Source organism: Kribbella hippodromi (genome assembly GCF_039531045.1).
Taxonomy (GTDB): Bacteria; Actinomycetota; Actinomycetes; order Propionibacteriales; family Kribbellaceae; genus Kribbella; species Kribbella hippodromi.
Window position 1 is genome coordinate 1 of record NZ_BAAAPH010000047.1, and the last position, 12,214, is coordinate 12,214.

Annotated in this window: 7 protein-coding genes; 2 read left to right on the plus strand and 5 right to left on the minus strand. The window is 67.7% G+C overall.

Features of this window, described 5'->3' with window-relative positions:
* Positions 1–177: 177 nt before the first annotated feature.
* The gene (locus tag ABD260_RS37275) at positions 178–906 is read left to right on the plus strand and encodes a DUF4349 domain-containing protein (protein WP_344241669.1); all 729 of its coding nucleotides are present in this window, start codon (positions 178–180) and stop codon (positions 904–906) included.
* A 74-nt stretch (positions 907–980) separates the two neighbouring features.
* On the opposite strand, the gene ABD260_RS37280 is transcribed toward ABD260_RS37275, so the two are convergent.
* Positions 981–1,730 (minus strand): ParA family protein, encoded by a 750-nt coding sequence (locus ABD260_RS37280; protein WP_344241671.1) that lies wholly within the window; start codon positions 1,728–1,730, stop codon positions 981–983.
* A gap of 60 nt (positions 1,731–1,790) precedes the next feature.
* Between ABD260_RS37280 and ABD260_RS37285 the strand changes: the two genes are divergently transcribed.
* Positions 1,791–2,666, plus strand: a complete 876-nt coding sequence (locus ABD260_RS37285; RefSeq protein WP_344241673.1) for an alpha/beta fold hydrolase — start codon at positions 1,791–1,793, stop codon at positions 2,664–2,666.
* A gap of 50 nt (positions 2,667–2,716) precedes the next feature.
* On the opposite strand, the gene ABD260_RS37290 is transcribed toward ABD260_RS37285, so the two are convergent.
* The 4 genes from ABD260_RS37290 to ABD260_RS37305 all read right to left on the minus strand — a co-directional run bounded on the left by ABD260_RS37290 (position 2,717) and on the right by ABD260_RS37305 (position 10,892).
* A complete protein-coding gene (locus ABD260_RS37290; protein WP_344241675.1) occupies positions 2,717–6,019 on the minus strand; it encodes a DUF2961 domain-containing protein in 3,303 nt (1,100 codons plus the stop codon).
* 22 nt (positions 6,020–6,041) lie between these two features.
* The gene (locus tag ABD260_RS37295; RefSeq protein ID WP_344241677.1) at positions 6,042–8,162 is read right to left on the minus strand and encodes a hypothetical protein; all 2,121 of its coding nucleotides are present in this window, start codon (positions 8,160–8,162) and stop codon (positions 6,042–6,044) included.
* Positions 8,159–9,748 (minus strand): family 43 glycosylhydrolase, encoded by a 1,590-nt coding sequence (locus tag ABD260_RS37300; protein WP_344241679.1) that lies wholly within the window; start codon positions 9,746–9,748, stop codon positions 8,159–8,161. The genes ABD260_RS37295 and ABD260_RS37300 overlap by 4 nt, the downstream gene beginning before the upstream one ends.
* 523 nt (positions 9,749–10,271) lie before the next feature.
* A complete protein-coding gene (locus ABD260_RS37305; protein WP_344241681.1) occupies positions 10,272–10,892 on the minus strand; it encodes a hypothetical protein in 621 nt (206 codons plus the stop codon).
* Between the last annotated feature and the right edge of the window lie 1,322 nt (positions 10,893–12,214).

Genomic DNA, 12,214 nt, shown 5'->3' on the forward strand with positions numbered 1-12,214 from the left:
GGGACGGGGGTTGGGCAGTCGAGCTCGGGCGCGGGGAAGGCGGGGGCAGGGGAGTCGAGCTCCGGCGTGGGGCAGTCGGGCGCGGGGAAGGCGGGGGCGGGGCAGCCGAGTTCCGGGGTGGGGCAGTCGGGGGTGGGGAAGGTGGGTGGGAAGGGTGGGGGTGATGGGGATGGGGAGGTGTTGGCGGGGCGGGCGGTTGTTCGGACGGGGGAATTGAGTGTTGAGGGGGAAGATGTTTCGGGGATGCGGCAGAAGGCGGTGGGGGTGGTTGCTGGGTTGGGTGGGGTGGTTGCGTCCGAGGACACCGGGAGTGATCCGGACGGGAAGGTGACCCGGGCGAACCTGGTGCTGAAGGTGCCGGGGAAGGCGTACGAGACCGCGATCCAGCGGTTGTCCGAGTTGGGGACCAGGCTGTCGATTCGGCAGGAGTCGACGGATGTGACCGAGCAGGTTGTGGACGTGGCGAGCCGGATCGAGTCGCAGCGGGCGAGTCTGGATCGGATGCGGGTGTTGATGACGAAGGCGAACACGATCGGCGACATCGTCTCGGTGGAGAGCGAGCTGACTCGCCGCGAATCCGATCTCGAGGCGCTGCTGGCGAAGCAGAAGAACCTATCGCTGCAGACGGAACTCGCCACGCTCACGCTGACGTTGACCGCGAAGGGCAAGCCCCCGGTCCAGACCGAACCCAAGCAGGACAAGGGGTTCGTGGCCGGTCTCAAGGGCGGTTGGCATGCGTTTACCGCGGTGTTCTCCGCGCTGGCGAAGGGGGTCGGCGCCGTACTGCCGTTCCTGCTACTGCTCGCGATCATCGGCGTACCGCTGTGGCGCTTCCGGCACCGCCTCCGCCACCCGATCGCACGCCCACTCACACAACCGGCACCGCAGCAGCCGGCCGAGGAGTAGATCCGAGCGCCGCGCCGGCCAGCGCCCGGCGGCCCCGGCTCCGGGCGCTGGACGGGGGCGGGGACGGGGCTGGCTTAGAGGAGGGTGTTGGCCAGGGTGCGGTAGGCGGTTGCGCCGGGGGAGGTCGGGGCGGTGGTGAGGACGGTCTCCCCCACAGCCGGCGCCTCCGCGAACCGGATCGACTTCGGGATCGCCGGTTCCAGGACGTTCAGCGAGTACGTGTCGGCGATCGTCTCCAGTACGGCGCGGGCGTGCGTGGTGCGACCGTCGTACAGCGTCGGCAGTACGCCCAGCACGTTCAGACCAGGGTTCGTCAGGCGGCGTACGTCATGCACTGTGTCAAGTAGTTGCCCTACGCCACGATGCGCCAACGTCTCGCACTGCAAGGGGATCAGTACATCGGACGCCGCCGACAGTGCGTTCACCGTGAGCAGTCCGAGCGTTGGCGGGCAGTCCACGATGATCCAGTCGTACGACGTCCGCAGCGAGCGCAATGCAGTACGCAATGCGGCCTCGGGACCGCTCTCCCGGGCCAGCTGCACTTCCGCGGTCGCCAGCTCGATGGTCGCGGGCAGCAGATCCGGAGCGTCGTCGTACGAGACCAGCACGTCCCGTGCCTTCACGCCGCCGAGCAGCACCTGGTGGATCGACTTGTCCAGGTCCTCCGGGTCCACCCCGACTGAGAACGTCAGACAGGCCTGTGGGTCCAGGTCGACCAGTAGCACCCGTTGGCCGAGCTCGGCGAGGGCTGCGCCGAGGGTGGCGACGGTGGTTGTCTTGGCCACGCCGCCCTTCTGGTTGGCGACGGCGAGAGTGCGGGGCACCCGGCCATTGTGCCGCACCGCGAAACCCACAGTGCACCGCCGCTCGGTACGCTCTGGTATGTGAGTACGCCGCGTACGTTGTCGCTGCCCGATGGGGTGCACCCCGAGACCCTCGAGACCGAGCGTGGCTCGTTCGCCACGCTGACCGCTGTACCCGACATCGGTACGCCGCTGGGCACTGTGCTGCTCGTACCGGGCTGGACGGGCAGCAAAGAGGACTTCACTCCCCTGGTCGACCACCTGTGCCGGTACGGCTGGCGGACCGTGGCGGTTGACCAGCGCGGTCAGTACGAGACGCCAGGTCCGGCTGACAAGTCGGCGTACTCGCTGGCTGAGCTGGGCGCGGATGTGGTGGCGATGAGCAAGGCCCTGGGCGGCTACAGCCAGCTGGTCGGGCACTCGTTCGGTGGGCTGGTGGCGCGCGAGGCCGTACTGACGGACCCGTCGGTGTTCTCCACGATCAGCCTGATGTGCTCCGGTCCGGCCGCGTTCACGGACGAGCCCACGCTGCAGAGCCTGCAGATGCTGGCGTTCGGGCTGGAGAACCTCCCGATCGAGCAGGTGTACAACATGAAGCTAGAGCACGACAGCAAGGCCCTTGGGTACGTCCCGCCGGCCGCTGACGTCGCGGCGTTCTTGCGGAAGCGGTTCACCGGTAACGTACCGACCAGCTTGGCGGAGATCACCCGTCGGCTGACGGATGCCGAGGACAAGACGGACCAGCTCGCCAAGTCCGGCGTACGTACGCAGGTGCTGCACGGTGCGGCAGACGACGGCTGGCCGATACCGGTGCAACAAGCGATGGCCGCTGCGCTCGGTGTGGAGGCGGAGGTCGTACCGGATGCCGGCCACTCCCCCGCCATCGACCAGCCCGCAGCGACCGCCCGCCTGCTCGTTGACTTCTTCCACGACTACCAGAGCTTCACCACCGCCTGAGCCACGGACTGAGCTACAGCCGGAGCCGGAGCCTGCCCCACCGGCCGGAGCTACGGCCGGAGTGCTGAGGGTGCCGGCCACTCGGTGCCCTCAGCGAAGTGACTGTGCCAGAGCGGTGCCTGCGGGTCCGATACGAAGTCGTGCCCGTTCGACGTGGCAACATACACATCGGCAGTACTGCCCCGAGTGAACGTGACGATGTCGGACAGCCCATCACCGTTGAAGTCACCCGACCCCGGTACCTCGGCGTTGAACGCGAACGACCCGTGCCAAAGATCCCCATCGCCGGTGAACGATCCGCCGGTGGACGTCGCCACGTACACATCGCCCGCCGTACCGCCGGTGAAGGTCGCGATGTCGTCGCGCCCATCGCCGTTGTAGTCCCCGACGTCAGGGGTCTCGGTCCCGGTCGCGAAATGCCCGTGCCACTTCCATCCGGTCCCGAGGAACGACTTCCCGTCGGACAGCGCGACGTACACGCTGGCCGAGCTGCCCCGGGTGAAGGTCGCGATGTCGTCTCGGCCGTCGCCGTCGAAGTCACCGACGTCCTGCACCTCGCCGGGCCAGCCGAAGTCGGAGTGCCACTGCCAGCTGGTCTCGACGAACTTGGTGCCGTCGGAGAGCGACACGTACACGTCGTGGGTGGTGCCGAGCGTGAACGTGACGATGTCGTCGCGCCCGTCGCCGTTGAAGTCGCCAACCATCGGCACCTCGCCGTCGAGCGCGAAGAACGTGTGCCAGCGGGTGGCCGGCAGGAAGCCGTTCACGCCGTTGGAGAGCGCTACCCAGACCTCGTGCTTCGTACCGCGGGTGAACGTGATGATGTCGTCGCGACCGTCGCCGTTGAAGTCTCCGGTCTGCGGGATCTCGTTGCCAAGGGCAAAGGACGGGTGCCAGAGCTGTCCGTCGCCGTCGAACCGCTGGCCGGTGGACTTCGCCACGTACACATCGGCCTGGTCACCGCGGGTGAACGTGACCACGTCGTCCTTGCCGTCGCCGTCGACATCGGACACGGTGGACCGCTTCGCGGCGGTCGCGAGGACGGCCGTCGGCGTACTGGCGTTGCCGGCCGCGTCGACCGCGACCACCCTGTAGTACCGCTGCTGACCGCCGCGGAGCGCCTTGTGCAGGTACGCGGGTACTGGTGTTGTGCCGACCAGGTTTGCCGGAGTGATCGGTACGTCGGCGGTTGTCGCGGAGTAGATCCGGTACGAGGTGGCGCCGAGCGCACTGTTCCAGTTGAGCAGGACCGAGTGATCGCGCGGCGTCGCGCCCAGACCAAGCGGCGCAGGCTGGTCGACGGGCGTGTACGGCGAGACAATCGACGCCGCGAGGTAGCGGGACGCGGTCCACGCCGGGGCGCCGGTTGGGGTGATCGTCAGTTGGATGCTGGTCTTGCCGGCGGTTGACGACGTGGGCAGTGGGAACTGGTCGGTCAGCCAGCGCATCTTCCCGTTGCCAAGTGGTTGGCGCCACGTCCCGACCGGTACGCCGTCCACGCTGACGGTTGCTTCCTGGTACGCCGCCGCTTGGTCCGAGGTACGCCGCAGCAGCACGCCCTGGTTGGCCGCGTCGACCTCCATCCGGAACGTGATCGCACCCTTCCCCGAGCGCACCTGGTCCGTCATCGGCAGGTAGTCCAGATCGCCCTCGGCCACGCTCGTCAGGGCCGATTCGGTGCCACTGTCCGCGTACTCATGCGCCGATCGCGCCGTCGCATCGCCGAGATCGACCGCATCGGTCTCGCGCGTACTGACAGTCGGCTGCGTGTACAGGAAGCCGGTCGAGCCATAGTCCGCGAACCAGTCGTTCTGCTGACCGTGCTCGATCCCGAAGCGGAACGACGAGTCGTACGACATCGACTCGTTGAGCAGGAGCCGGTACACGGCGTCGCACTCGCGCGCGCAGCCCGCCGCCTGTACCTCGTGCGCGGTGTTGCCGGTGAAGGCTGCGCTGAACGGTCCACCGGCGAAGTACCAGCCGCCTTCGTAGAAGTCCTCGGTGCCGGTGCCGTGCTGCTGCGGGGAGAGCGACCCGTCGATGTAGACCCGCTCGTCGCCCTCGAGGTATCCGCGGTTCGTCCCCATTTCCGCGCCGATCGACATGGTCTGGGCGACGCCGACGAGCTTTCCGCGCCCGGTCAGGTTCGCGACTTGCCAGTCGTCGCCCCACGCGGTGCGGCCGCGGTTCGAGACAGTCGTGAAGTACGCCGCCGGTCCGTCGAGGTCGGTGGTCCATTTGCTGTCCGGAGCGCTGCTGAGCTGGAGCTCGACGTCGCCGATCGGGGCGCCGCTCTGGTTGATCAGGGAGACGGTTGCGGACGAGCGGTACGGCATCGGCCACCAGCTTGTGAACCATCCGCCGGGAGCCGGATCGGCCGCGAACATCAACGATTTCACGGCGTACGCGCCCAGGCCCGTACCGAAGAACTCACCGACCGGGGAGTCGACCGTGGTTCGGCCGTCGAACGCGATCTTCAGGCGGAGGCCCGCGAGTTGGGCGTCCGATGGTTTCACGCCGACGAAGCGGAGTTTGAGCGCGCTGATCGCGCCCGGACCCTGGACGGTGCCGAAGGCAACTTCTTGCCCGTTGCCCAAGGCATGCGTTTGTGCTGAGGTCGTTGTGCCGGCCGCGGGCGGCTTGGGGTCGGCGGTGCCGGCGGCCCGGAGCTTGTCGAGTACGTCGTTTGCTGGGTCGGTCGGGGTGAAGGTGGTGATGCCGTCCGCGTCCGGGAAGTGCCGGTAGTTCACGTGGTAGAAGAGCGGGTTGTGCTGGACGACGATCTGCATCGACTGGCGGTACGGCATCGGGACCTTGATCTGGAAGCCGCCGCCGGCCTGGCTGGCGTTCGCGACCAGTGGGTGTACGAACGGCGCGCCGACCCGGCCGTCGGTGACGTCCTTCAGCGAGCGATTCAGGACCGTCGTGCCATCGAGGGTGATCGCGATCGTGCCGGTGTCGGTGACGTCCGGGGCGCCGTTGCGCAGCCGGGTGAACCAGATCGAGTCGATCTGGCCCGGGCCGGAGTCCTCCGCGATCACACAGCCGGCGGCGGTTTCGCGGAGGCATGAGTAGGTTCCGTTGAAGCCGTCGTTGTTGCTGCCGTCGCGGGCGAAGCCGGAGAACTGGCGGGTGCTGGTGCCTGGGGACAGGTAGGGCAGGCGGTCCAGTTGGCGCAGGGTGTCCCAGCCGACCGTTCCCTTGGCCGCCGCCGGGGCTTCGGTTGCGTTGGCCGGGGGTGCCGTGGACGCGTTGGCAACGGTCGGGGGTGCTGTGGACGCGTTGGCGGCGGGCAGGGTCAGGAGGGGAGCGGCGAGGGCAGCCGCGAGGACGAGGAGCGAACGGGACGGCATGGGCGGTGCCTCCTGCTGTCGGTTAGGGAGCGGTTACTACCTTGGCCTGCATGCCGGGGTGCGGGCTGACAATCGTCCAGCCCGTGCTGCCTTGTTCGAAACCACCGTTGGTCACGGTCAGGCCGACAGCCTCGATTTCGTCGTAACCGACGTCGATCAGGTAATCGCCGACCCCTTGCTGCTCACACAATGCGAACTGCATGACCACCGAGCTTTCACCGCGGACGAATTGCGTGATGTCGATCGGTCCCCATCCGCCCTGGCCATTCATCCACAGTTTCGGCGAGCTCGCGGCATCGACGTTGCTGAGCAGCTTCCGGCCCTTCGACGTGACGATCGAGACCTGTTTCAGGTGGTACCCCCACAGATCGGCCGCGTACCCGTCGTAATCCCACCAGGAAATCTCGTACCGCGGCGCATTCGGGTCCACGGGCATTCGTTGTTCGGCCCAGATGCACGTACTTGTCCCGGTCGCGGTGCGTTCCGGTACGAACAAGCTCAGCCGCCCTTTGCCGTACATCGCGCTGTTCTGAATCGTGTTCGCTCCACCCGGCTGGTATACCGATCCGGTCCGCGGCAGATTGGCCGGAATCGGGCTGGACGGCGTCGTCGGTACCGCGGGCGCGGGCTGGCCGGCAAAAGCGGCGGCGATCACGTCGTACACATCCTTTGCCTGATGCGGCGTTACCTTCTCGATCGCGCCATAAACGCTGTCGCTCCGCTGGGTGAATTTCCACGTACGCGTCGCAGGGTTCACGTCCTCGAAGCCGAAGTTCGCGACGGTGAAACCGCTCGGCACCAGGCTGTCGAACCCGACATCGATCGGGAAGTTGGCCGCACCATCAACCGCGAGCCGCAGGGCCAGCTTGGCGGTCGTCTTCCCCCTGAGCGCGGCGGTCAGATCGACCGAAGCCGGCGCCCAGGTGAATCCGAACTCATCGGCAACATCCGACCGCCAGACCACCTTGTCGTCGACCAGCACCTCCTTGAACAGCTTCCCCGCCTTCGACGGCGTGCGGCTGACCTGGTCGTACGTGGCGAAATCGAGCTTCCAGCTGCCCGCGTTCGGATCGACCGTGACCTGCTGGTACGCCTCCGAGTACCCACCCGCGGCCGCGGTCGTGTAGTTGCCTTGGGCAAAGCTCAGCCGGCCGTCACCGGTCTGGGCAAGGTTGTTCGAGGCAATCGTCGGCCGGCGATCATAGTTGACCGGGGCACCGTACGCGATGATGCCGCCGATCCGGCCGTCGGCCGCGTACGGCATCGCCTGCTTCAGCGCCTCGCTGACTGCCTCCGGGCTCGGCGGCAGCGCGGCGTCGAGGAAGCGATCGGTGTACAGCAGCAGAATCAGGTCGAGATGCCGGGGCGTGAGTTTGGCACGGAGCTCGTCCAGCTGGGTGGCGACGAACCGCGGATCGCTCGTACTCTGCGAACCGCCGAGGTACGGGAAGATCGCGCCGTCGATGTACGGCGCCAGCCGATCGAGGTGTTCGTCGCTGTAGTCCCAGCGGTACATCGTGGTGAGCAGGCCGAGGTTCGGATTGATCGCGTCCTGCGTCGCCTTGACCCTGCTGAGGTAGTCGGGCGTGAACAGCTTCGCGTTGTCCCCGGCCAGGAAATCGTCGACCTGCCAGGCCTTGATGTTCGGGTACTGCAGGGACAGCGTCGCGATGTTCCGCGCCCAGGCGATGAAGTCCAGCTTGAACGGTCGCGAGCAGTACCCCTCCAGGTACGCGCCCTCGGGCCGATCCGTCTGGCATTCGGTCGGCGGCACCAGGTCCACCCAGATGTCGATCCCGGCCGCGCGGGCCAGCGGCGCGAACTCGCTGCGTAGGTCGTCCCAATCAGTTGGCGACTCCCAGAGGCCGAACAGGTACGTGTTGACGTGCATCGCCTTGAGCCGCTCGATCAGCTTGCGCGAATCGTAGTGATGGCGTCCGTCCGCGCGGGGCGTGTCCTCGCGCAGCTCGGCGTCGACGGTGTTTCCGCCGGTCTTGGAACTGAGCATTCCGCCGGGCGGGATGATGCCCTTCGCACGCGTCTTCACGTCCGGAAAGGCTTGTGGGGTTTGCTCCTGCGCCACCGCGTGCTGCCCGACGGTGCCCAGTGCGACAGCGGCGAGCGCCGCGATCCAGCGCTTCATCCGACCTTCTCCAGCTTCCACTGCTGGCAGTCGCCCTGCCAGTACGGCCAAACATCGACGTCCGCGCCCGGAGTCGTCAGGCATCCGCCGACGTCGAGCACTCTGCCGCCGACCTTGGACGTCAGCTTGTAGTACCCGCCGCCGATCGCGTCCAGGTACCACTCTTGACAGTCACCGCCCCAGTACGGCCATTGGATGACCTTGGCGGCGTTCGCGCCCGAACAGCCGGAGACATCGAGCGCTTTTCCGCTGTCATTGTTGAGGAATTTGTACGAGCCGTCACCGAGATAACTGAGTCGCCATTTCTGGCATCTGCTGTCGGCGATCCGGGTGTACACCTGTACGGTCGCGGCATCGGCGGCCGAACAGGCGTCGACCTCCAGCCGGTTGTTCGGCGCGTTCTTCGGCGAGATCTCGTAGATGCCGTTGGCAACTATGTCGGCTCCTGGGTCGCCGGACGGGAGGGTGACGGTTTGCCACGCGGCGGTCGGCGTTCCTAGTTGGGGTTTGCCGGTTGCGTCGTACGTGACTTTGCCGACGCGGACCGTACGACCTGCGCTGCAACTTCCGGCCGGTGTTCCGTTCGTGCTGGTGACGGCGTGATAGACGAGCCACGTTTCCTTGCCGTCCGGTGAATCGAAGAAGCCGTTGTGGCCGGTACCGAACACCCACGCAGCATCGTTACGTTTGAAGACGGGACCGGATTTGGTCCAGTTGGTTTGAATGAGCGGGTCGGTGCCGGTCAGTTCGAGTACGCCGAGTGAATAGTCGGGCGATTCACAGGCGCTGCCGGAGTAGTAGATGAACACCTTGCCGTTGTGCACCAGGGCGACCGGGGCTTCGGTGACTTTGCGGCCGTTCTGCTCCCAGGGTTGATCGGGGCGAGCGAGCAGGGCCGGTGGGCCGCTGATAGTCCAGGGGTTGCTCATCGGCGCTATGTAGAGGTTCTGGCCGTCCGCGCGTCCACTCGACCAGATGTGGAAGAGCCGTCCGTCGGGGAGTTTCAGTACGCTGCCGTCGATCGAATGCGCGTCGCCGGTGTCGAGTTTTGCTTTGAAGGTGTAGGGGCCCATTGGGTGATCGGCTTCGAGCACGAACATGCGATGCTGGGAATCGGTACCGTTGTCGGCGGTGTAGTAGAGGTACCACTTGCCGTCCAATTGGTGGATCTCTGGCGCCCAGAGGTTGCAGCACGCTTCACCGGCAGGCGGCTGCCAGAGCGTTTGCTGCGGGGCGGCGGCCAGGCCGTCGATCGATGGTGCGGATACGCCGACAAGCTTGTCTCCGTGCGTGTAGAGCAAATTGTAGTTGCCCTCAGCAAACACCATCCATGGATCGGCCGCGTTCTCCCGTACCGGATTCCGGAGGGTATTGGGATGCGCCGGGAGCGGCTCCACCGCCGCGAAACCCGCTTTGGCTGATCCCGTTGGCACCGTTTTGTACGCTGCCGTCTCGTACGCTGCCGTCTCGTACGCTGCCGTCGCCTGTCTTGCCGCGCCGTCCGCGACGTGGTCACCCGCGAGTGGCAGCAATCCCGACATGGCCAACGAAAGCACCGCAACGGCCCCAGTCACCAGCTTCGCCATACGCCACCTGCCTCACGCGCGCGAACGGATGCGCACACGATGACACGCCAACCACACCCCCGTCCCCCGTTTCGACCCTGATGGAACAGCACCCCCGGACCTCCAGGCCATCACAACCGGCCGCCTGGAACCCGCCCCCGCAGTCGTGGGCGGACCGCCGTCGATTGTGGTGGCCCGAAGCTCCGCCCACCACGTAACCCCAAGCACAGCGGCACCGGCCCTCCGGCCCAGCGGCGCGCGCGGGGCGCGGGGCTTGGGGCTTGGGGCTTCGGGGCGCGGGGCGCGGGGGCTTAGGGCGCGCGGCTTGGGGCGCGGAGCGTGGGGCGTGGGGCGTGGGGCTTGGGGCGTGGGGCGTGGGGCTTGGGGCGTGGGGCGCGGAGCTTGGGGCGCGGGGCGCAGGGCGCGCGGCTTGGAGCGCGGGGCGCGGAGCGCGGGGCGCGGGGCGCGGGGGCTTGAGGCGCGGGGGCTTGAGGCGCGGGGGCTTGAGGCGCGGGGGCTTGGGGCCCAGGGCTTGGGGCGGCGGTTAGCGTGCGGGTTTTATCTGGGGGTTTGCCTGGATCAGGTTGAGTCCGATGGGGGTGAGCGCCGCCTTCACCCGTTCCGTGTACGCGAGCATCGACACTGTCGCCGGGCCGCCCGTCATCCCGGCGCCGGCGGACGCGTAGATCCCAAGGCCCTTCGCGTTCACGGTCGACGCGAGCGCGTTGCTGACCCGCTCGTCATCCGCCCGGCTCATCAGTACGGGCGTCACGCACAAGTTCCCGCTGTACACCTTCTCGAACGCAGCCCGGAACGCGCCCAGATCCCCATGCGCGACCCCGACCATGATCACAACCGGAGCGCCACGACTGGTGCCGTACGGGTAGTAGGTGACCGGCCCGTACGCCTGATCAGCGTGCGCCGCCAAGAACCCCGTCACCACCGGCGACGACACATTGCTCGCCTTGGGCTGCCAACCACCTGCGGGCGCCGCGCACGGCAGCGCGGGCAGTGCATCCGGCTTCGGTACGACCATCGCGGACTGTTCCCGTACGTCGATCGACCCGCCACGCCAGATCCCCGTGAAAGTCGCGCTGCCCGTACGTACGCCCTTGATCGTGGTGATGCCCGTGATGCGATCCAGGTCGGCCCCGTTCAACGCCACCGCAAACTCCGCCGGACAACTCGGCGCCGGCTCCTGCCCCACCGCATACCCGACGGCCGGAACCGCAAGCGGCGCGCAATACACCGGCACCTTCCCCGGAACCCCAATCACCCGCCCACTAACCCGAACCCTGTCCCCCACCTTCACCAACAACCCACCATTACCCACCCCACCCAAACCAGGCCCACCCACCCCAACGCCCGACCCACCAACTGGTCCACCCACACCAACGCCCCGCTCACCAGCTGGTCCGCCCGCGCCTGCGCTCGTCCCATCGGCTGGTCCACCTGCGCCTGCGCTCGGCTCAGCGGCAGGTCCACCTGCGCCTGCGCTCAGCCCGTACGCGTCCGGAGCCGCCGGATTGCTCACCCTCGCCGGCCCGGCCCCACTCAGCCCGTGCTCCACCCCCGGAGCGCCCTGCCCGTGATCCAGCCCTGGAGCGCCCTGTCCGTGATCCAGCCCTGGAGCACCCTCCACGACGGATGCGGCCGCGTCGTTCACGCCTGTTCGATGGTTCGGAAGGACGACCAGCACCCCCGCCGCGACCACCGCCACACTCGCGGCCGCAACCACGGGAACCCACCGGCGCCCCTTCCGCCCAGCACGCGCGATGCCCGCAGCACCCAGCTCCGGCCGCCCAGCCTGATCACCCCGCCACCGAGCCCCCGCCCGCCGCAACATCCCATCCATCTCATCAACCAGCCTCATCCCACACCCTCCGCCCAAGAACCCAACCACCAAACCCCAACCCCACCAACCCTTGTCCCACCACTCCGCACCCGCGGGTCAGCCCATACCCGACCAACCCACGCCCACCACTCCGCACACGCCGGTCAGCCCAGCCGCGCCACGCATCGCACCCCTCGCGCTGGTCCCGCGCGCGCCGCAGGTGTCGTAGGCCGACGCGCTCATCACCCCGAGGACGCACCGAACATCCCCTCCGTTGCAGGCACCCCGGCCGTACTGCATCCACTGTCGGCACAACCTGCACCGACCGCAGATCCCGCGAGCCTCGCACGCCCGCGCGGACCGCGAGCCCAGTGCACCCGTACGGACCGCGAGCCTCGTACGCAATCCACCCACCGCCGACCTCGCCAGCCCCGTGGTACTGAACACCCTCCCGGGCGCCCCAGACGCCTGGCACGAAGCGCACGGGCGACTCGCACTGCACCCGTCCCGCGCTGCACCCGGCGGGCGCACATCGCGCGAGTTCGGCGTGGCTTGCCGGCTGGGACAACCGTTCAGTTGAGGGGCTGACCCCTGGATTTGAACTGGTCCCCGAAAGTTGGACTGGCTGGGTAGGGAGCCTATGCCGTGAGGGT